The organism is Proteus mirabilis HI4320, from assembly GCF_000069965.1.
Lineage (GTDB): Bacteria > Pseudomonadota > Gammaproteobacteria > Enterobacterales > Enterobacteriaceae > Proteus > Proteus mirabilis.
In genome coordinates this window covers 3,701,806-3,722,770 of sequence record NC_010554.1, presented here as the reverse complement: position 1 = coordinate 3,722,770, position 20,965 = coordinate 3,701,806, and the positions used below count along the sequence as shown (strand labels likewise).

General features: G+C 41.2%; 23 protein-coding genes. 6 read left to right on the top strand and 17 right to left on the bottom strand.

The annotated features are described in order from the left end of the window. Nucleotides 1–4 precede the first annotated feature (4 nt). The 5 genes from PMI_RS16895 to tamA all read right to left on the bottom strand — a co-directional run bounded on the left by PMI_RS16895 (nucleotide 5) and on the right by tamA (nucleotide 7,774). Nucleotides 5–1,297, bottom strand: coding sequence for a dTDP-4-dehydrorhamnose 3,5-epimerase family protein (locus tag PMI_RS16895; RefSeq protein WP_012368725.1), 1,293 nt, complete (start codon nucleotides 1,295–1,297; stop codon nucleotides 5–7). A gap of 46 nt (nucleotides 1,298–1,343) precedes the next feature. After that, nucleotides 1,344–1,607 carry a hypothetical protein gene (locus PMI_RS16890; protein WP_004246263.1) on the bottom strand — a complete coding sequence of 88 codons (264 nt, stop codon included), beginning with the start codon at nucleotides 1,605–1,607 and terminating at the stop codon, nucleotides 1,344–1,346. A gap of 253 nt (nucleotides 1,608–1,860) precedes the next feature. Beyond that, a complete protein-coding gene (locus PMI_RS16885) occupies nucleotides 1,861–2,208 on the bottom strand; it encodes a gamma-glutamylcyclotransferase family protein (RefSeq protein ID WP_004246264.1) in 348 nt (115 codons plus the stop codon). A gap of 5 nt (nucleotides 2,209–2,213) precedes the next feature. After that, a complete protein-coding gene (gene tamB, locus PMI_RS16880) occupies nucleotides 2,214–6,035 on the bottom strand; it encodes an autotransporter assembly complex protein TamB (protein ID WP_041707111.1) in 3,822 nt (1,273 codons plus the stop codon). Continuing rightward, a complete protein-coding gene (gene tamA / locus PMI_RS16875; RefSeq protein ID WP_012368723.1) occupies nucleotides 6,032–7,774 on the bottom strand; it encodes an autotransporter assembly complex protein TamA in 1,743 nt (580 codons plus the stop codon). Before tamA ends, tamB begins: the two co-directional genes overlap by 4 nt. A 137-nt stretch (nucleotides 7,775–7,911) precedes the next feature. Here tamA and msrA point away from each other — a divergent pair, with 137 nt between their 5' ends. Next, nucleotides 7,912–8,538, top strand: coding sequence for a peptide-methionine (S)-S-oxide reductase MsrA (gene msrA, locus PMI_RS16870; protein ID WP_004249614.1), 627 nt, complete (start codon nucleotides 7,912–7,914; stop codon nucleotides 8,536–8,538). A gap of 162 nt (nucleotides 8,539–8,700) precedes the next feature. Continuing rightward, on the top strand, nucleotides 8,701–10,074 hold the full coding sequence (paeA, locus tag PMI_RS16865) for a polyamine export protein PaeA (protein WP_012368722.1): 1,374 nt from the start codon (nucleotides 8,701–8,703) through the stop codon (nucleotides 10,072–10,074). Between the two features lie 84 nt (nucleotides 10,075–10,158). Here paeA and PMI_RS16860 read toward each other — a convergent pair whose 3' ends face one another. Next, nucleotides 10,159–10,365: a DUF1107 domain-containing protein gene (locus tag PMI_RS16860; RefSeq protein ID WP_004246270.1), complete on the bottom strand. Its 207-nt coding sequence runs from the start codon at nucleotides 10,363–10,365 to the stop codon at nucleotides 10,159–10,161. A gap of 283 nt (nucleotides 10,366–10,648) precedes the next feature. Between PMI_RS16860 and PMI_RS16855 the strand changes: the two genes are divergently transcribed. Then, nucleotides 10,649–11,209 (top strand): YtfJ family protein, encoded by a 561-nt coding sequence (locus PMI_RS16855; RefSeq protein ID WP_004246271.1) that lies wholly within the window; start codon nucleotides 10,649–10,651, stop codon nucleotides 11,207–11,209. A 57-nt stretch (nucleotides 11,210–11,266) separates the two neighbouring features. Here PMI_RS16855 and cysQ read toward each other — a convergent pair whose 3' ends face one another. Together cysQ and bamJ are read right to left on the bottom strand one after the other, a co-directional pair. Beyond that, nucleotides 11,267–12,007, bottom strand: a complete 741-nt coding sequence (gene cysQ, locus PMI_RS16850) for a 3'(2'),5'-bisphosphate nucleotidase CysQ (protein ID WP_004246272.1) — start codon at nucleotides 12,005–12,007, stop codon at nucleotides 11,267–11,269. 138 nt (nucleotides 12,008–12,145) lie between these two features. Further along, entirely contained in the window at nucleotides 12,146–12,766 is a 621-nt protein-coding gene (bamJ, locus tag PMI_RS16845; RefSeq protein ID WP_004246273.1) for a BamJ family beta-barrel-assembly machinery protein, read from the bottom strand. A gap of 259 nt (nucleotides 12,767–13,025) precedes the next feature. On the opposite strand from bamJ, the gene PMI_RS16840 reads away from it, so the two are divergent. Then, complete coding sequence (locus PMI_RS16840) at nucleotides 13,026–14,474, top strand: NAD-dependent succinate-semialdehyde dehydrogenase (protein ID WP_004249619.1); 1,449 nt, start codon at nucleotides 13,026–13,028, stop codon at nucleotides 14,472–14,474. Nucleotides 14,475–14,590: 116 nt separating this feature from the next. Here PMI_RS16840 and PMI_RS16835 read toward each other — a convergent pair whose 3' ends face one another. Further along, entirely contained in the window at nucleotides 14,591–15,799 is a 1,209-nt protein-coding gene (locus tag PMI_RS16835; RefSeq protein ID WP_012368721.1) for an RNA-guided endonuclease InsQ/TnpB family protein, read from the bottom strand. A 22-nt stretch (nucleotides 15,800–15,821) separates the two neighbouring features. Between PMI_RS16835 and tnpA the strand changes: the two genes are divergently transcribed. Further along, nucleotides 15,822–16,238 carry an IS200/IS605 family transposase gene (gene tnpA / locus PMI_RS16830; RefSeq protein WP_012368720.1) on the top strand — a complete coding sequence of 139 codons (417 nt, stop codon included), beginning with the start codon at nucleotides 15,822–15,824 and terminating at the stop codon, nucleotides 16,236–16,238. A 125-nt stretch (nucleotides 16,239–16,363) separates the two neighbouring features. On the opposite strand, the gene zinT is transcribed toward tnpA, so the two are convergent. From zinT to PMI_RS16815, 3 genes are read right to left on the bottom strand one after another with little or no spacing between them, the layout of a single operon-like run. After that, nucleotides 16,364–17,011, bottom strand: a complete 648-nt coding sequence (gene zinT / locus PMI_RS16825) for a metal-binding protein ZinT (protein WP_004246276.1) — start codon at nucleotides 17,009–17,011, stop codon at nucleotides 16,364–16,366. 3 nt (nucleotides 17,012–17,014) lie between these two features. Continuing rightward, on the bottom strand, nucleotides 17,015–17,140 hold the full coding sequence (gene ykgO, locus PMI_RS16820; protein WP_004246277.1) for a type B 50S ribosomal protein L36: 126 nt from the start codon (nucleotides 17,138–17,140) through the stop codon (nucleotides 17,015–17,017). A 10-nt stretch (nucleotides 17,141–17,150) separates the two neighbouring features. After that, a complete protein-coding gene (locus PMI_RS16815) occupies nucleotides 17,151–17,399 on the bottom strand; it encodes a type B 50S ribosomal protein L31 (RefSeq protein WP_004246279.1) in 249 nt (82 codons plus the stop codon). 370 nt (nucleotides 17,400–17,769) lie between these two features. Between PMI_RS16815 and PMI_RS16810 the strand changes: the two genes are divergently transcribed. Further along, nucleotides 17,770–18,429, top strand: coding sequence for an OapA family protein (locus PMI_RS16810; RefSeq protein ID WP_004249623.1), 660 nt, complete (start codon nucleotides 17,770–17,772; stop codon nucleotides 18,427–18,429). 98 nt (nucleotides 18,430–18,527) lie between these two features. On the opposite strand, the gene rplI is transcribed toward PMI_RS16810, so the two are convergent. The 5 genes from rplI to rlmB form a co-directional block, all read right to left on the bottom strand. Continuing rightward, nucleotides 18,528–18,977, bottom strand: a complete 450-nt coding sequence (gene rplI / locus PMI_RS16805; RefSeq protein WP_004246281.1) for a 50S ribosomal protein L9 — start codon at nucleotides 18,975–18,977, stop codon at nucleotides 18,528–18,530. Nucleotides 18,978–19,020: 43 nt separating this feature from the next. After that, nucleotides 19,021–19,248 (bottom strand): 30S ribosomal protein S18, encoded by a 228-nt coding sequence (gene rpsR / locus PMI_RS16800; protein ID WP_000135199.1) that lies wholly within the window; start codon nucleotides 19,246–19,248, stop codon nucleotides 19,021–19,023. 4 nt (nucleotides 19,249–19,252) lie between these two features. After that, nucleotides 19,253–19,570, bottom strand: a complete 318-nt coding sequence (gene priB / locus PMI_RS16795) for a primosomal replication protein N (RefSeq protein ID WP_004246282.1) — start codon at nucleotides 19,568–19,570, stop codon at nucleotides 19,253–19,255. Between the two features lie 8 nt (nucleotides 19,571–19,578). Further along, entirely contained in the window at nucleotides 19,579–19,974 is a 396-nt protein-coding gene (rpsF, locus tag PMI_RS16790) for a 30S ribosomal protein S6 (RefSeq protein ID WP_004246283.1), read from the bottom strand. 160 nt (nucleotides 19,975–20,134) lie between these two features. After that, nucleotides 20,135–20,866 carry a 23S rRNA (guanosine(2251)-2'-O)-methyltransferase RlmB gene (gene rlmB, locus PMI_RS16785; RefSeq protein ID WP_170827695.1) on the bottom strand — a complete coding sequence of 244 codons (732 nt, stop codon included), beginning with the start codon at nucleotides 20,864–20,866 and terminating at the stop codon, nucleotides 20,135–20,137. Nucleotides 20,867–20,965: the final 99 nt, after the last annotated feature.

Genomic DNA, 20,965 nt, shown 5'->3' with positions numbered 1-20,965 from the left:
GATGTTACACCTTTTCTTTAATTAATACTTTAATAGGCTGATTATTTTCATCATAAACAATAATCGATTTTGGGGTATGATGGGTGGGCTTATGTTTCATTAACGCTTGTTGTTTAGAAACAAGAAATTGATAATAGGTTAAATCTGCTGCTATTTTATTAACACGATAAGCTTGATAATTTTTATTAGCGATTTTCCAATCAATCACATCATGACCCGGAATATATTCTTTTTCTTCGTCCAAATAGATAACAGGTCGATTCACAGTAATGATATTCGCCATATTAAATAAGGCATGGGCAACACCACAGGGGATCACTAATTCAATATTGGGTGCCGGATCAAAAACCATTTCATCTTCATAAAATAGCGTAGGCGAATCTTCACGCATATCCACCAGCTTAATAGTGATTTTACCCGAGGAATTTCCTAAAAAAGTTAAATGATCTTCTTGCCCTAAATGTAATCCATAAGAGTCGAAATCATAAGCCTCCTGACCATGTTCGACTAGATACATAGGGGATTGTCGCGTTAATGGAACAATGCCACTCTCTTTGCCCGTATGCAGGGTCGCCATTTCACGAAATTCGACACCTAAAATAGTGGATGTAGGTAATGATTGTTTTTGAACATCGGCAATTTTCTCTCGCAACCTTACATTAATTTCATCGCCATTATCTAAGCGAATTTTACGAGTTTCAGAGTGTAAAAATCGATGTTGGCTTAACCACTGCTGTTGTATCTCAGCAACTCGATAGTAGACCAGCGCCGAAGCTTCTTCTGTCATCGGCTCATAGCCTTCAATCTCATTAATATCGATATCTTCCGGCAAATTTATCACATCATTATTAGGTGACCAGTTTAATGTTTCACTTGCTAATTGCTCGATAGTAGGTAAAAAAAGAGAGTAGCTATTTAAGGTAAAAACATTTTCTAGATGGGAAAAAGTATGAGCAACTCCTGGGGGAATAATAAGTGTTCTTGCGGATGATGGGGTTATCTCCAAACTTAATTCTGATTTAAATGTCGGTGAGTTTTTACGACAATCAATAAATTTAGCCAGTATCTTTTGTTTTTTATCACCTAAAAAGGTGAGTGTATCTTGCTGGCCAAGATGAATGCCATACTGCCCATATTTAAATTCGCTTTTACCGTGATAAACAATATTAATAGGATAGGTTGTTGCGAAAGGAATAACATAAGACTGATGTTTTCCATTATTCACTCGCCAGCGTTCAATCCAATGTAATCCGACAATATTAATATCTTTATTAAGTTCATTAATATCCTTATTCACTATTGCCTCCTTTCATTTAAAAAGCAGCCTTATGGCTGCTTATTGATTAAAGACTGACGACTTCGATATCATAACCAAGTGACTTCGCACTTTTTAGTAACGCATCTAAGCTAGTGGTGTTTAATTTTAAATACTTATCATCAGCAGGTGCATTTTTAATACCTGCAAGATAAGCTAATTTATCTAATGCTTCTGTTGCAACAGTTTTAGTTTGTAGCATCATATCCGTAAAACGATGATTGACTATATTATGTTTTACATCTTTTGGTGGATTATTATAAAGTTGAGTAATATCGTTTAATTTGTCCATAAATTACCTTGTTTCGCTATTTAATAATAAGTCGTTATATCTTTCCTTCTTAAGCAAAACTGTTTTAACACTGAAGTTATTTTTCTGTCAATCAGCTCTACCATTAATTATTTTCATATCAATTTAGATAAAAAACGAAGTAATAATTATTTATTTAAATTTTAAAATATAAATACTACTTTTAGTAAAAATAAAAAAGCTCGATATATATCGAGCTTTTTTAATCATTATTGAGTCAGCTTTCGTAAGCCTATTACTCTTCTTCGTGGCGTTTTAGCCAATCTCCACTTTTGATTTCTCGCAACCCATCAACTGGCTTTTGATAAAGATAGATCCAAGCACTACCATAAGGTGTTGATATCAACTGGCGCTTGTAATCTTGATCATTTTTTTTCAGTTCATCAAGCTCCGTCAAAATGGAAGGCGTGATCCGATAAACTTCACATTCTATTTCACCATCACCTTCAACCACAGCAGGATAAAACCCTAAATCATAGAGTTTATACCCCGCTAATTTATACTCACCTAATAGCTGAGCGTAGGTCATCCAGTGATGGTTACCCTGATTTCGCCGTAAACTTCCATAAACAATAATTCGCATATAAATTAAAACTCAAATTGATAAAGCAGATCTATTGCCTGATTCATACCAGACACTGCTTGTAAATACAACCTGGGCATCAAGCGATAACGTAATGTTAACGTCGCTAGCGAATCAAATATACCCATCCCATACTTCACTTGTAAATCATCGGTTATCTTACCACTGACGACAACTTGTGAACTATCCCCTACACCTTGTGTATCTAACGCTAAATCAGAAATACCAAAGGTTTCGCCAATACGTCCTACGAGTTGTCCACTTTGTCCAACACCTAATCCTATTAGCATGGCTGTCATTTGTGCTGAATCAGAATCACCACTTGCTAATCCTTCCCCTCTTAACAAGTAGGATAATGCTTCTTGTTGTGTTTTGGCCGGCTCAGAGAATATTTCCACTTTCGGCTTATCCGCAAGTCCGGTGACTTTAACCCCAGCAATGACATTATCTGCCGTATTATCAGGGTTACGTATCGCCTCAATATTTAAGTATGGCTGATCAACCGGCCCTGAGAACAAGATTTGCCCTTTACGTACTTGTAAATCTTGTCCATAAGCTTTGAATTCCCCGCGAGGAATATCCACTTGACCATTTAATCCCAACCCCTGCTTACTTTGAGCAACTTTTAATGCCCCTGTTAATCTGGCTTTCAACCCAAAGGCATCTAATGTAACATCATCGCCAATATTAATCGCCAAATTACTTTGAATAGGTATAGAAGTCTGCTTTGGTGCTATAGGTTGTAATTCTTTGTCTAACATCACTTCATCAGAAGAGGCCGACACCGCAGACTCGGGTAATTCCTGCACCACGATACGAGCCCAAGGGATATCAATACGACCATCTAATTTAAGCAAATGTGGATTAGCTTCAAAAACTAAGTCTGGGTTAACATCAATACGAACCATTGGTGGTAATGACACACGCAGTTTATTGCCATTTGCAGCCACCACGGCACGCCACTCATCTAGTTTGCGCCAGTCCGCATTCCCCGTCAGATTTAAATAACCTTCCGGTGTTTCGATTCTACCGCTTAAATCAGAAGTCGCACCATTAAAGCGAATATCGACATTCCCTTTGGTAATGTCAAATGGGATCCAGTGACCAACTACTTTTAACTGGTTAATACCAAACTGCCCAAATAGCAATGGTGATTGTGCATTCCCTCCTAAACGTAGCTGTGCCCCTACACTACCTTGTGCTATTTCACCTTTACCCAAGAAAGGCTTAATCAGATCTAATGTCAGGTTATCAATATCAACCGTACCTGATAATTGACGTGTTTTTTCTAGATCAGCAACATTGACATGACCTTTAAAGTCACCATTACCGGCAATACTAATTAACCATTGCAAGGTCGCTTTACCATTATTGATACCCGCATTTAACGTAACTGCATCAAAATCAATAGGTAATACCGTACCATCGACATTTTGTTTTACACCAACGCCCTGACCTTTAAGGTTAACTGACGCTTTAGGTAATCCGCCTTTCGCATTCCAAGTTGCCGTTGCATCTCCCGTAAAGACACCGCGTAGCGCAGTTTCAGGAGGTAAGAATGGTTTTATCATGGCTAAATCAAAACGTGTTAACGTGATTGCCGCACTACCACTCTCACCTACAGTGATCTCTTTAGGTACACACAGTTGTGCATTAGGATTTACCCAGCAATGTGAACCAATCGTCACTTGCTGTTTTTCCGCTAATAAATTTAGCGCCATCGCTTTATTTAAACGCCATTCGCCTACAGGCGTATCAAATGCGGTATTGTTAAGTGTGCCTTGCCACTGCTGTTTTTCTTTATCAAACGAGCCGGCTAATGTCAGGCCACCCGATACGGGTTCCCCATCCATTTTCAAGGTAAGCTTATGCTGTTTTTCTGTCCCGGCCGCATCTAGCGTTAATTGACGAATAATCAAATCAGCCTGTTTTAACTGACGTGCCGTAATTGCCAGTTTGCCACTGATCACGTCATCTGACTGAATGTCACCTTTAACGACAACTGACCCAACACTGAGCTGATCTTGCCATTTGATCCCTTGTGCATTGATATCAGCAATAATTTTCGGCTTATTAATATCACCGCGAACATTCACTTTCCCTTTAATAACGCCCGCTAACCCCGGCACTAAACCATTTAACCCCGGAGCATTGATGTTCGCATCAAGCGCCCACTGATCACCTAAGTGCCCCGCAATATCGAGATTATTTTTACCTAGAATTAAGGTTAATTGAGGAATATTCCATTGCCCCGAATCATTACCATAGGCGTTTCCTCGCGCCTTAATAAGATTATTTTTTAAATTACCATCTAAGGTAATTTCAGGCACTCGCAGTTGCCAACTTCCTCCATACAGGCTACCCGTTGTAGCAATACGTCCATCTAATTTCGCTGGCATATCGGGATATTGTTTAGCTGTATTAATACCAGAGATAGTCAATAATGCATTCCAGCTAATCGCCTTACTCCAATCTGCCACACCGGTAATATCCGCATGACCTTGTAATGCAGCTAAACGCAAACGAGTGAGTGTTATTTTCTCTTCATTCCCTTTAGCGTCTAGGGTCAATTTGGCTGGAGGGATCTCTTGTCCTTCAATATTAGAACGTAATGAAAGATCATAATTATCCGTCTGCCCATTAAGACGTAGTCGAGTATCATTAAGTTGATACTGCACATCTCCCGTTAAAGGCCAACGCACTTTTTGGCTCTCTAAGGTTAATTTTAGTGGAAGATGTGCTTTAGCGAGCTCAGCTTGTGCATCAAGGCTTGCGGTAACAGTTCCTGTTAAAGAGAGTGCGAGTTTTAACTCATCAAGTATCGCACCTTGTAAGGACAGTGTCGCTTGCTGATCTTTAAACTCTTCCAATCCTGCCATCTCACGAAGCATCGCTTGCATATCTAGATTAACCGGCCACTGTTTATCCAGTGTAATTTGACCGTTTAAACTGACTTTGCCTTCTGGCGCATCAATACTGAGCCTAGTGAGATTAACCTGTTGACCTTGCGTATTGGCTTGAAAAGAGAGTTGATTAATAGTCACAGGCGTATCACCACTAACTTGTAACTGTTTACCTTCTATCCCCTCCACATTGATATCAACAGGAATAATAATTTCGGGTAACTGCGCTAATAAAGGCTTGGCGAAAATTGTCTTAATAGTGTCAGCTAGTGCCTGCTCTTGCTCTTGCGGTGTTTTAGGCTCCGCTTGAGGCGTCGTTGCTGCAACTTCTTTTACATCTTGCGCCATGGCGGCAACACTACCGTCTTCGGGTGTTTTCGGTAACGCCACCAACAAATCATTAATGACTGTCGGTTTTAAGGTAACTTGACGCCCTTCCCATTGTGCTGCCGTAGTAAACTCATTGAGTGATAGGGCCATATCATCAATTTGTACACGCGTATTGGCTAATGAGAGAGAGTTTAAATAGATAGGTAAAGGGGCATTAAGCTCAGTTAAAGGCTCAGAAGGGGGTGTTTCTTGTGCTGGAGGGAGTGCACTGGTATCTACATTAACGATAACATCACGTGTGCCTAAGGCCTCAACACACAGTTGTTTGTCCTTCAAGCAGCTTAAATTTAAGCCTAGTGATAACTCCCCCACATTGACGTCTACACCCGGCATTTGATACTCAACACCCGTTAAACGTAAATCTTGCCAACCGCCATTAACACTGTTAATGGTTAAACCTGGCACCCAACGAGCTGCACTATTAATGGCAAAATGTAGCCCTGATTGCGTCCCTAAAATCCATGCAAGAGCACCTAAAACCAGTAAAATGATGATAAGTAGCGTTAGTGTTATCCTTTTCAACCACTTCATCATAACTCAGCTCCTAACCCAATATAAAACTGTAACTTACGCTCTTCACCACTATTGACTGGAACGGCTAAATCAAACTTTACAGGCCCGACTGGAGATGCCCAACGAACCCCCGCACCAGCACCTGTTTTAAAATCACTTTTCGTAAAATCGTTAACGGCTTCACCACTATCAACAAATACAGCTCCCCACCAATTTCCAGTTACGTTATATTGGTATTCAGCAGATCCCGTTAGCATTCTTGATGCCCCTGTTAATTTACCTTTGCTATCTTCCGGTGAAATACTTTGGTATTTATAACCCCTAATACTTCTATCGCCACCAGCAAAGAAACGTAATTCGGGTGGTACTTTCTCAAATTGATTCGTTTCAATCCAGCCAAACGTCCCTCTGACCACAAAACGGTGGCCTTCCCAAGGTGTGCGTATCCACACTTGCTGAGCTTGTAGTGCGAGAAATTCAACATCAGATCCCCATATTTTATTGGAATAATCGACTGAATAACGTTGGCTATCCCCCCAATAAGGCATCATGCCACCCCGTTGGCGTACGCGACTTGCATTCGCACCAGGATAAAGCAACATGGTTGTATTGGTCACATCACCTTGGGTAAAGTGGCTCAGACTCCAGCGGGTATTAATACTGTATTGCCATCCCGTTGACATATCCCAGTTACGAGAAACGTTCAGTGTGGTGGTATCCGAACGAGTATCATTTAAATCTGTACGTTTATAGCCGCTTTGAATGCCATAATATTGTTCTAATGGGTTAACTTTTAATGGAATTTTATAATTAGCACCAATAGATTGCTCAGGCTTAGAAATACTCATATTCGATGTTAAACTATGGCCCCTAGAATTTATCCAAGGTTTATCCCACTGCATATTTAATCGAGGTCCGACATCTGTGGCAAAACCGCCCCCTAGCTCCATATAGTTACGTGAACGAGGGGTAACAACGGCATCCATTGGTAGCAAATAATTGCCTTCACTACGTGCTTTAGCGATATTAGGTGTGACAACCGCCGAATTAAACCATCCTGTGGCAGCTAAGCGTCGATTAAACTCTGCCAAATCTTCAGAAGAGTAATATTCCCCTTCTTTAAAAGGCACAATATTTTGTAGGTAGTCTTCACGAATTTGTGAGCCAGTATAATTCACTTTACCAAAACGGTAACGTTCACCACTATTAAAGACAAAATCCCAATAAGAGGCGTGATTATCTAAAGAGACACCGAGCTGGCTTTTTTCCATATCTGCATCAAAGTAACCACGACGAATAGCAAGCCCTGTTAACGAGCCTTTTAATTTTTCATATTCGGCATGATTTAACACACTATCAAGAGGGGGAGTGTTTTCTTTAATCACTTTGGCATATTGTTCATCTGTTTTAGCTCCCCCTTCCAGTACAATATTGACCCCTTTTAACAGTACGGGAATACCAAGCTCAACCTTTGCTGTTAATACAGGGCGTGTCGGAGGGGTATTTTCTTGATAAGAGAAAGTGACCGTTGGCTGATAATAACCTAAAGGCCGTAGGCCCTCTTTAATTGCCTTTTCAACACGCGCACGAAAACGCCCGTCTGGTGCAACTTCTTCTGTTGTTATGTTTGATAGCTGGACTCGTACATTCTTTTCGAGTTGCCCTTCTAAACCTTCTACTTTTAAACGTAAATTTGCCCCATAAGCAAAAGACGTTATAGAAGACAGACAGAGAACGTAGATAACGGAGTATCTCGGCACGTTTTCTCCTCAATATTATTTATATCATTCGGTAATTGACGACAAATAGTTTTAAGCTTTATTGTAGATTTAGTTTATAACAATATTAAACCTTTACCATAGTAAAGCGTTTACAAATATAAAATTTGGAGTTTACCTTGCAACATAAAGCTTATCATCCTGAGCATGCCGTAATCGGCAGCACAACGCCATTAGAAATTTCTGCTAATCATGCCGTCAATGGGCATTCTATCCGTGAGATCCCAGAAAATATGCAAATTGCTTATTTTGCCATGGGCTGCTTTTGGGGCGTTGAACGCCTATTTTGGCAACAACCCGGTGTTTATAGCACAAGTGCCGGTTATAGCGGTGGTGTAACAGAAAATCCCACCTATGAGCAAGTTTGCCAAGGCCGTACCGGTCATGCAGAGGTCGTTCGTGTGGTATTTGATCCGACCCTTATCAGCTATCAACAATTATTGGCTATTTTTTGGGAGAATCATGACCCTTCCCAAGGTATGCGCCAAGGTAATGATATTGGTAGCCAATATCGCTCGGCCATTTATACCCTAACCCCAGAGCAATATGCACAAGCTATTGAGTCAAAACAACGTTATCAACAAGCTATCAATAGTGAAGGGGCACATAAAGAGATCACCACTGAAATACAACCTGCCGGACCTTTCTATTTTGCTGAAGATTATCATCAGCAATACCTATTTAAAAACCCTCAAGGTTATTGTGGACTTGGTGGCATTGGTATCTGTTTTCCACCGGCAAACTAACACTAGCAGAAAATAGCAGGGCGATGATATAATTACGCCCTCTTATCTATCTTTGTGTCTATTTTTATAAAATAGTCTATCACAATATATTGATTTATCTTCGATTATTAACACTCAAGTATTACCCTCTGGATTTAATACTCTGGGTGATGTGAGCCTTATATGCTTAATAGTTTACTCATTGTGCTTTTGCTGTGTGCCATTAGCGCCTTTTTTTCGCTGTCTGAAATATCACTGGCGGCCTCCCGTCGTATTAAACTCAAACAGTTGGTTGACGAAGGAAATATCAACGCTGCTCGTGTATTAAAAATGCAAGAAACCCCCGGTATGTTTTTTACCGTGGTACAAATTGGTCTTAACGCCGTTGCCATTTTGGCGGGTATTGTCGGTGAATCTGCTTTTTCTCCCGCATTAAAAGATCTCTTTTCCCGCTTTTTAGAAGCACCTCTCGCGCAACAATTAGGATCGGTCTGTTCATTTATTATCGTCACATCGATGTTTATTCTGCTTGCCGATTTAACTCCTAAACGTATCGGCATGATCAAGCCAGAAGTCATTGCACTGAAAATTGTTAATCCTATGCGTTTTTGTCTCGCCTTATTCCGCCCTTTAGTTTGGTTGTTTAATGGCATGGCAGATCTTATCTTTAAACTATTTAAAATCCCGATGGTAAGAAATGAAGATATTACATCTGATGATATCTTTGCGATTGTCGAAGCCGGTGCCGTAGCGGGGGTATTACGTAAACAAGAGCACGAATTAATTGAAAATGTCTTTGAATTAGAATCACGTACCGTACCATCAGCCATGACACCACGTGAAGATGTTGTCTACTTTGATCGCGAAGAGACAGAAGAAGATATTAAGCATAAAATTGCCACTCAGCCCCACTCTAAATTCTTAGTTTGTGAAGGGGATATAGACCATATTATTGGTTATGTAGATTCAAAAGAGCTACTCAACCGTGTGATCAATGGGCAAAGTCTTAACCTCAAAGAAGGTGTGCATATCCGTAAAGCCCTTATTATTCCGGATACCTTAACTTTATCTGACATGCTAGAAAGCTTTAAAACCTCAGGGGAAGATTTTGCCATTATTCTCAATGAATATGCGATGGTGATGGGCGTTATCACCTTAAATGACGTGATGACCACTTTAATGGGCGATCTGATTGGCCCGGGCCAAGAAGAGCAAATCGTCAGTCGTGATGAGCATTCATGGTTGGTTGAAGGTGGAACACCTATTGATGATGTTATGCGGGCATTAGATATTGATGATTTCCCGGATTCTAGCAATTACGAAACCATTGCTGGGTTTATGATGTTCCGTTTGCGTAAGATCCCCAAACGTACTGACTATGTGAAGTTTGCAGGTTATAAATTTGAAGTGGTGGATATTGATAACTATAAAATTGATCAACTGCTTGTCACTAAAATTGATGATATTCCGCCAGTAAAACCGGTTTTGCAAGAAGCAATACCTGCTCCTCAAACAACGGCAGAAGTGCCTTTTGAGCACGAAGAGCATAAAGCCTAAATCAACTGGTAACAAACTGAAATTAATAACTGAGTCTTATCGTAAAAGCACAAGATATAGACTCAGTTATCTATCAGATAAAAGTTAGCCCATTTCAGCTTTGAGTAAAACCACCTGCTGGTTAACTTCACTCATCACATTAAAATGCAGCTTATCTTTTATTTTCGGCAATAAAATTTTACCGTAATCGAACTCAAATGCGCCCATTCCTTTGATATAAAACCGTCCACGAAATAACGTCTTAACGTAGAGAGCAATTTTTTCTGGGTTATAGCGATTGAAGATCTTCATCTTTCAGTTAGTCTCCCATGCTCAGTTGTGAATTTAATCAGTCATAAAGACCGATCTTTATATACCAAATTTAAAGACCTAATTATAAGTACTAGGTTCCATTTATTTAAATTTCTTATCTATTTTTACACTTATTGACAGTAAAGAAGATAAGTCGAGACTGTGAATACTTTATCTTACACCCTATATGTTAAAAAAATGTATCAACAATGAGGTATTATTCTTTTTTAGCCTCTATGCTTAAATAGCCGATAAAGTCGAATTTAATAATAGGACAATAACGATGCACAAAATAACCTTGGCTGCACTTTTGCTTAGCACATCTACATGGGTATTTGCCCATAATATTACTGAAGAAACTCTCCTACCGGCGATCTCTGTGAGTGACAAAGGGGAGCTTCTTTATGATGGTGCCAAAGATAAATTTAGCTATCAAAATTGGAATAGCGGACTACTTAGTGGCAAAGTACGCACAATTCAACATATCGCTGGACGCAGTAAGGCTAAAGAGATGAATGCGCCACTGATTGAAGCCATCAAACAAGCCAAATTTCCACAAAATAGTTATCAGACAACCACTATCATCAATACTGATGATGCTATCTTTGGTACTGGGCCTTTTGTTCGCGGTAGTGTTGAAGACAGTAAAAAAGAGTTTCCTTGGTCACAATTTATTGTTGATGCTGATGGTGTAGCGCAAAAAGGTTGGGGACTAGAAAAAGAGAGTTCAGCAATTATTGTGCTGGATAAACAAGGAAAAGTTCGTTTTGTCAAAGAAGGTGTATTAAGTGGTGCAGAAATAACTTCCGCCATTAACCTTATCAATGACTTAATTAAAGAATAGTATTTAAATTATCTGTATCGGAGCCCTTTAAACTTAAGGGCTCTGCTCTCGTTATCATTAGAAAATAGAAACTCTAAAACCAGGATTTATCAGTGATTCTCTCGGTGAATAATCAAGTGTCACCCCTTTCCAATCGGTAACATGTGCCCCTGCGGCTATCGCAATGGCGTGTCCTGCTGCAGTATCCCATGTATGAGTAGGTCCAAAACGAGGATAAAGCTGAGCTTTTCCTTCCGCCACTAGACAAAATTTTAATGAAGATCCAACAGCCACTGTTTGGTGCTCACCCAATTGCGATAAATATTCTTTTAATTCATCATCTTGATGAGAACGACTAATAACAATCACGGGGGGTTCAGCACGGCTGACTTTTATTGGTAAACGCTGACCACAGGTTTCTTTCCATGCCTGTTTATTGGCTGCTGAGTAGAGAATATTTTGTACTGGTGCATACACAACGCCTAATACCGGCACACCCTGTTCAATCAACGCAATATTAACCGTAAACTCACCATTTTTATTGATAAACTCTTTGGTACCATCGAGGGGATCAATCAGCCAATAACGTTGCCAATGGCGACGTTCTTCCCACGCAGGAGGATCTTCTTCAGATAATTGAGGAATATCTGGCGCAATACTGGCAAGTCCTTGCTTAATAATTTGATGGGCGGCTAAATCTGCTGCAGTAACCGGTGAATGGTCACTCTTTTCCTGTACTTCAATTGGCGCTGATTGTTGATAAATTTGCATTATCGCCTGACCCGCTTGGCGGGCTAATTCGCTGACTTGTTCTAACATAATGCACCTCACTTATTTTTATAAGAATGGTACTCACTCTTATAAAAATCAATTATCTTGCACTCTCTTTACTCTAGTATAGAGACAAAAATAGCCGGAAAAAACCGGCTATAGTGTTATTTTTTGCAGAAGAAGAAATTATAAAATTTCTAATAGTTCTACTTCGAAAACTAATGTTGCAAAAGGAGGAATAGCCGCCCCCGCACCACGTTCACCATAAGCTAATTGGTAAGGAATATATAATTCCCATTTAGAACCTACTGGCATCAAAGTTAATGCTTCAATCCATCCTGCAATCACCCCATTAACAGGGAATTCTGCAGGCTGACCACGCTGTACTGAGCTATCAAATACCGTACCATCGATTAAACGACCAGTATAATGCACACGAACATGATCAGTACGAGCTGGAATAGCGCCATCTCCTGCTTTCAGTACTTTGTACTGTAAACCAGATTCAGTAACCTGCACGCCTTCTTTTTTTACATTTTCTGCTAAGAATACTTTGCCGGCTTCTGCCAGTGCCGCTTGACGCTCTTGACGAACAGCTTCAGCACGCTCATGCATAGTACGTAAAGCATTGTGTAACGTTTCAACAGGTACAGAAGGAGTATTGCCTTCTAACGCGTCAGTCAAGCCGGCAAGCAGTGCTGCTGGCTCTAATCCTTGAAGACCTGATTCAGTCAGTTGTTGGCCGACTTGCAGACCAATACCGTAACTTGCCTGCGATTCAATAGAATCAAATGATGGTTTTGACATGAAAAAATACCTGTTTTTATGAAAGTTAGTGCCAAGAATAACAGTGGTAAGCTAGAGCGTAAACCTCCCGTCTTGGCTAATCGCGATTATTCGTCGAAAACGCCATCAATTTGCGCTATTTGTCATGGATTTTGACCTTTCTTGACGATATTTTTCAGACTTTTTTTCACAAGCCCCTCACACAAGCATATAATTAAAGACAAGGTAGCTCTGTTAACCCAGCGCTCAATATCAATATATATGTTCAGAGAGGTACGAAGTGAAAATAACTGACAATCCCTATTTCCGTGAACAAGGATATATTGACGGTATTTGGTGTGATGCAAAAAGCAAAGACACGGTTGAAGTGATTGATCCTGCAACAAATCAGCCCATTGGTACTGTGCCAAATATGGCAACAGAAGAAGCCAAAGCGGCTGTTGATGCAGCCGCCAAAGCATTACCGACATGGCGTGCGTTAACCGCACATCAAAGAAGCACTTTACTGCAACGCTGGTTCCAACTGATACAGGATAACAAGCGTCAACTTGCAGAACTGATGACGTTTGAACAAGGTAAACCCGTGGCCGAAGCGGAAGGCGAAATCACCTACGCAGCCTCATTTATTGAGTGGTTTGCTGAGCAAGGTAAAAGAACCAACGGTGAAATTATCCCCTCCCCTTCATCAGATAAGCGTCTAATGGTGATCAAACAAGGGATTGGTGTTTGTGCGGCTATCACACCTTGGAACTTCCCTGCTGCCATGATCACCCGTAAAGCAGCCCCAGCATTAGCCGCGGGGTGTACTATGGTGATAAAACCTGCCAACGAAACCCCCTATACAGCCCTTGCATTAGCTGAATTAGCCGCGCAAGCAGGAATACCTGCCGGTGTTATTAATATTGTCACCGGTGATGCAGTTAAAATCGGTGAAGTGTTCACATCAGACAACCGCGTGCGTAAATTGAGTTTTACTGGCTCTACAGGGGTTGGCCGTTTATTAATGCGCCAATGTGCTGACAGTGTGAAAAAAGTCTCACTGGAGCTAGGGGGAAATGCGCCATTTATTGTCTTTAATGACGCCGATATTGAGAAAGCGGTTGCAGGTGCTATGGGGGCGAAATTCCGTAACGCCGGACAGACTTGCGTGTGTGCAAATCGTTTTTATATCCATAAAGATGTATATCAACAATTTAGTGAACGCTTTGTTGCAGAGGTTAAAAAACTAAAAGTCGGTAATGGCTTTACCGAAGGCGTGACTATTGGGCCTCTTATTAATCATAAGGCGGTAGAAAAATCACAATCACTCCTTGCTGATACCTTACAACGCGGTGCGACACTGCTATGTGGTGGTGAAAGAGATAAAGCAGGTGAAAATTTCTTTCAGCCTACCGTGGTCGGTAATGTGCCTGCTGATAGTCATATTCTTGAAGAAGAGATCTTTGGCCCCGTGGCACCTTTAGTCATTTTTGACAATGAAGAAGAAGTAGTACATCTAGCCAATAATACCATCTATGGCTTAGCCGCTTATTTCTACAGTGAAGATCCACAACGTATTTGGCGTGTGGCTGAAAATCTAGAATATGGCATGGTCGGTATTAACACAGGTCTAATTTCCAATGAAGTGGCTCCTTTCGGTGGTATAAAGCAGTCTGGCTTAGGTCGTGAAGGCTCTGAGCATGGTATTGAGGACTATATGGAAATGAAATACCTCTGCCAAGGCCTGTAAACGAGGCCACTGATTAACAGTAAAAGTCATCGCAAGGACGCGATTGCTTTTTGCAACCATTATCTCTTATTAATTGACATCCTCCACGCCCTAAAGGACGTGGATCCCTACTGCGTTCAGACTGATGTCTGAATCACCTCGGCGGGTTCCTGCTTCGACGGGCGGTCTGACTGCACCCTCCCTCCACAGGCTAGCACGGCATGTCCTGCCGCTAAAATGTTACGTGCCCCGTTGATATCAGCATTCGCTGTATATCCACATTCAAGGCACTCGAATTGACTTTGTGACTGGCGGTTTTCCTTTGCTGTATGACCACAGCAAGCGCACTTCTGACTGGTGTAGGCAGGGGGTATTGCCAGTACCTGACCACCTCGCCAGAGCTGCTTGTACTCAAGCTGACGGCGCATTTCATACCAGCCCTGCTCCAGTATTGAGCGGTTTAAACCAGATTTAGCTTTTACGTTCCGTCCAGGCCGTTCTGTCGTACCTTTTGCCGATTTAGACATGTTACTGACCTTTAAGTCCTCAATGACAATCATTGCGTGGTTTTTGCTGATTTCGCTGGTGACTTTGTGAAGGTAGTCTTTCCTTATATTGGCAATATGAGAATGCAGACGTTGAATTTTGCGCTTTTGTTTTTGCCAGTTGGCACTGAATTTGATTTTACGGCTTAATTTCCGTTGAAGCCTTGCCAGCTTTCGCTGGTTGACTTTAAAACTGCTGACGGGCGGATATACCGTACCGTCTGAAAGCGTGGCAAGTTTTGTAACGCCTGCATCAAGCCCGACTATTGAGGTTGATTCATGTTGTGGTTCTGTCGCTTCATGCTCAGTCTGAATGCTGACGTACCATTTACCGCATGACTGACTGACCGTGACGTTTCTCACTTCTCCGACGACTTCACGACTGTTGCGGTAGCGCATCCATCCCAACTTTGGCAATGATATACGACTATTGGATTGATCGAGCTTCACGCCCTGCGGGTAGCGAAAAGCGTCATTTTTACCGCGTTTCTTGAATCGAGGAAAAGCGGTACGCTGCTGGAAAAAATTCTTGTAAGCCCGTTCCAAATCTTTAAGTGACTGTTGTAAGGGTTGTGATGGGGCTTCCTTCAACCATTGTGTCTCTGTGTCAGATTTCCACTCAATGAGCCATGAAGCCATTTTTGTATAGGGAATGTATTTATTCCCTGCTTCGTGGTTTTCATTCTGACGTGCTAATGCCCGATTGAAAACAAAACGACAAGCCCCTGCAAAGCGTCTCATCTCACGCTCTTGCTGACCATTAGGTCTTAACTGGAATTTAAAGGCTTGTAGACGTTTCATATTATCTATTATACTTTGGTCTATGAAAAATGAAACTAATATTCGCCGTGGCAGACATTGTTTATTCCTGATGCACGTCCATTTGGTCTTTGTCACAAAATACCGGCGAAAAATATTTGATCAGGATGCAATTGAAAAATTGCGAGGCTACTTTGCCAGTGTTTGTGCTGATTTTGATGTTGAACTGGTTGAAATGGATGGGGAACGGGATCACGTTCATTTACTGATTAATTACCCGCCAAAACTGGCGATATCTAATCTGGTTAACAGCCTTAAAGGGGTATCGAGTCGATTACTTCGACGTGATCGTCCTGATATTGCACAACGTGATTACTACAAGGGGGTTCTTTGGTCGCCGAGTTATTTCGCGGGGAGTTGTGGTGGCGCACCAATATCCATTATCCGCCAGTACATTGAGCAACAGGAAACACCGAGTTAGTTAAAAAACCACGCCTTATATCCCCGACCTGAAGGACGGGGTTTTACGGTGCTTTGGATAAACAATACCCTCGATAAATATCAAGGGTATTGATGTCAGCCCAATAGGTTATTTCTTCACTTTAATTAGTGATAAAGCATTTCATGAACAATATCTTCCCCTTTCATTGAATAAGGGTAATAGGTTGGCCAATTAGTTAGCTCTTTAAGTAATTCATCTTGTGAACTATTTCCCATATATAGATGAAAATGCTGTGCTTTTTCTGGTGCAATAATATGATCGCTAAACTGAATAAACCGTGGAGCTTGGCTGTTGGCATCGTCACATCTAAACAGATAGCGAACACCTTTTTTACCCGATTGATAATGTAGAATACGATAACCATCATAGTGATATTCACAGCTATCGACTTTATCACCACGATGAAACTCTACGATATTATTCTCAATACCAATCATATCAACATCGGTTTTATAGCCTTGTGTATAGTAAGCTCGATATTGTTCTACTGTTTTATCTTGCTTCGTCTCCGCTTTCTTTTGCAAAACGATATCTAATTCGCCACTACGCAGATAGGGTTCAACAGATTGCCATACGCCATCCCAATCGCTTAATGAGCGATTGAGAACGTCCTTGTCCTCAAAAATCCCATTCGCAGCATCTATTTGTGCTTGTGTGCGTACTTTTTCATGATGATGTCCATGTGCCAAAACAGACATAGCACTACCTAAAAAACCCATAATCAAAAGACAAGAAAGGATTGGTTTTTGCATAGGTTACCCCTGAACGGCTTTAAAACGTGGATTTGATTTGCAAATTACATACAGACGTCCACGACGGCGTACCACTTTACAATCAGGGTGGCGCAGCTTCGCACTCTTTAATGAACTTAATACTTGCATTTTTTCTTCCCTAATTAACAAATCGGCCAAAACGCTTATTAAAGCGTGCCACATTACCTTCTTGAGAATGTGTTTTTTGTTTACCGGTATAAAATGGATGAGACTGAGAAGAGACATCTAAAGTGACATAAGGATAGCGTTGCCCCTCATACTCAATAGTTTTATCAGTTTGAATGGTTGATCCCACTTTAAAATAAGCATCTACGCTAGTGTCATGGAAAATGACAGTACGATATTGTGGATGAATATTTTCTTTCATACTCGCCTTCTTTATGTAATGTTATAATATAACAATATTGAGTTGCGATAATGTAGCGCCTTTTTATTTTAATGGCTAGTTTTTTTGATCATTTTTTTTATATACCTATTAGTGATAGTGGCATCTCTACATGTTGCAAGGGGTGAGGCAACATAGAACATTTGATTAAGCAGAGTAAGTCTATTAAACAAATAAATGCTAAACATTCGCCACATAATGCCGTTGAATAGATAACACTCAGTATTCTTCTGTCTCGCTTAATCCCACAACTATAGACGATTAAGCATCGGGTGCTTTTGGTAACACCTTCAAGGACGTAATCAAATTAAAGAGATAATTCTGAAAAGAATTCAGGGAGCAGGTAAGGATCATGGTTCGTGCTAGTATGGCAACAAGAAATAAAAAAGAGGTTACAATTAGTGATAGTGATTCACAGTTCAATCATGAGGTGAATATGGGCAAATTCCCAGGCTTACATCGTCGAGCAATCGTTGTTATTGCCATTATTTTGTTAGTCGTTTTTTTCTGGCCAACAAGTGAAAATACCACCCCACCTCAACCCTCATCTTCGACACAAGATCTTCCTGTGCCTGTAGCACCTTCTGTCTCAAATGAAACACAAAATGTCCCTAATACACTACCACCAGCACAAGATAGTCTAAATGCTGAGCAAGAGACAGAAGACTTACCAGAAGAAGGTGAAGCCAATAATACCAATGACAATACGCCAGTAAACACAACGCCTCAAACACCGTCAACCGCGACTGAAAATTGGCAAACTTATACCATTAAAGAGGGGCAAACCCTTGCACAACTATTTAGAGATAATCAGTTGCTTGTCAATGATGCGTTTACTATGGCGAAATCAGAAGGCCCACAAAAGCCGTTAAGCCAGTTACGCGCCGGACAAACCATTCGTTTACAACGAGGTTCACAAGGTGAAGTGAGTATGCTTGAAGTGACTGACAATACCGGTACTGTTATTACCTTCACACGGCTAAGTGATGGTAGTTATTATCGTACGCCATAGTGTCAACAAGCGGTGTGGAGAAATAGAGCAAATAACCTATATAAAAAACGCCAGCTAAGCTGGCGTTTTTCTATCAACATAACTATTTAATCTAATGATTATTCAGCAACGATGATTACATTCAGTTCAGCGAATACGTCACTGTGAACTTGGAAGTGAACTTCGTGGTCACCAGTTGTACGCAGAACGCCGTTTGGCAGGCGAACTTCGCTCTTACAAATTTCAACGCCAGCTGCAGTTACTGCATCAGCGATGTCACGTGTACCGATTGAACCAAACAGTTTACCTTCGTCACCCGCTTTAGAGCTGATAGTGACAGATCCCAGTGCAGTGATTTTCGCTGCACGAGCTTCAGCTGCCGCTAAAGTTTCAGCTAATTTAGCTTCTAACTCAGCACGACGCGCTTCGAAAAACTCGATGTTTTTCTTAGTCGCAGAAACAGCTTTACCCTGTGGGATTAAATAGTTACGAGCATAGCCCGATTTTACGTTAACCTGATCACCCAGGCTACCCAGATTCGCTACTTTATCAAGCAGAATAATTTGCATTACCTTATCCTCTACAAGTCATTAATGGACTATATAATACCTATTACTGATGACGATCAGTATAAGGTAATAAAGACAGGTAGCGCGCGCGCTTGATAGCACGAGCCAGCTGACGCTGGTATTTTGCACGAGTACCGGTGATACGGCTTGGTACAATTTTACCACTTTCAGTGATATAGTTTTTCAGCGTAGCGATGTCTTTATAATCAATCTCTTGTACGCCTTCCGCTGTGAAACGGCAGAACTTACGACGACGGAAATAACGTGCCATATGGCTAGTCTCCAGAATCTATCAATTCAATCTGTTCGGCATGCAATACCAGTTTAAACAATCCATTTCTCGCCTGATGGCTACTAATGAATCCTGAAACGGTAACTTTGCTACCGACCGTTATACTGTGAGTATCAGTTTGTAACGCTTTCCCACTGGCAATAATGGGCATTCTGCACCATGATTGTCTTTTTAATCCCGCTTCTTCTTGTGTTGAACGATGTTCAATCACAAATTGGCAATGCGGGATCCCAGCAGGGCTAACTTTTCGTATCAATGCTTTGCACACAGTGCCTGTTAGCACTAATCGATTAGCCGTCACAACACTAATTACTCTTCAGAATCCTCTGCTACATCATCAACTTCTTCTTCATCAAGATCTTCAGCAACATCGCGACGACGTTCGTCTTTTGCTTTAACCATTGGTGAAGCTTCAGTCACTGCGTGTTTAGTACGCATGATCATGTTGCGGAGCACGGCATCATTGAAGCGGAAAGTAGTTTCCAGTTCATCAATCACTTCTTGCGGAGCTTCAACGTTCATCAGAACGTAGTGTGCTTTGTGCAGTTTGTTGATTGGATAAGCCAGTTGACGACGACCCCAGTCTTCGAGACGGTGGATCTGACCATTAGCATTAGTGATAGCGGTTTTATAACGTTCGATCATACCAGGAACTTGTTCGCTCTGGTCTGGGTGAACCATAAAAACGATTTCGTAATGACGCATTTGATATTGCTCCTTACGGATTTATCAGCCTCCTGTCAGGGTCAGTCACCACCCATGGAGGCAAGGAACTTGTTTAAGTGTGACTGAAAAAATTGACGCGTAACTATACCCCCCCACGCAATAAAACTCAAGGGAGGAAGAGAATAAAATACGCGCAGTGTTATTTTACAGAAATACGCTGACGCATTGCTTCAAATAAACAAACTCCGGTTGCCACGGAGACATTTAATGAAGAGACTGAGCCTGCCATAGGAATACTGATTAACTCATCACAATGTTCGCGGGTTAAACGGCGCATTCCTTCACCTTCAGCCCCCATAACCAAAGCTAAAGGCCCTGTGAGTTTGCTTTGATATAATGTATGATCCGCTTCCCCCGCGGTGCCAACAATCCAGATGTTCTCTTCTTGTAGTAAGCGTAAAGTACGTGCCAGATTGGTTACACGGATCAAAGGTACGCTTTCTGCAGCACCGCAAGCGACTTTTTTCGCCGTGGCATTTAATTGAGCTGAGCGATCTTTTGGTACAATGACTGCGTGAACACCAGCCGCATCAGCACTACGTAAGCATGCCCCTAAGTTGTGTGGATCAGTCACACCATCTAACACTAATAGAAAAGGTGTACCTACTTCAGCTAATAAGTCCGGTAAATCTTGTTCTTGGTACTGACGACTAGGTTTTACCTTAGCAATTATCCCTTGGTGAACCGCACCTTCAGTTTGATTATCTAACCATTGGCGATTAGCAACTTGAACTAAAATCCCTTGTTCTTCCAGCGCATGGATCACCGGCATTAAACGACGATCTTCGCGTCCTTTTAACACATAAACTTCTTTAAAACGTGTCGGATCACGCTCAAGCAGTGCTTTTACTGCGTGAATACCATAAATAATATCTTCGCTCATAGCGGTTGTTACTCGTTAAAAAATAAAAGGCACAATAACAGATAAAAGGCGGAAAATCCGCCTTTTTAATAGGAGTCAAACAGTGAA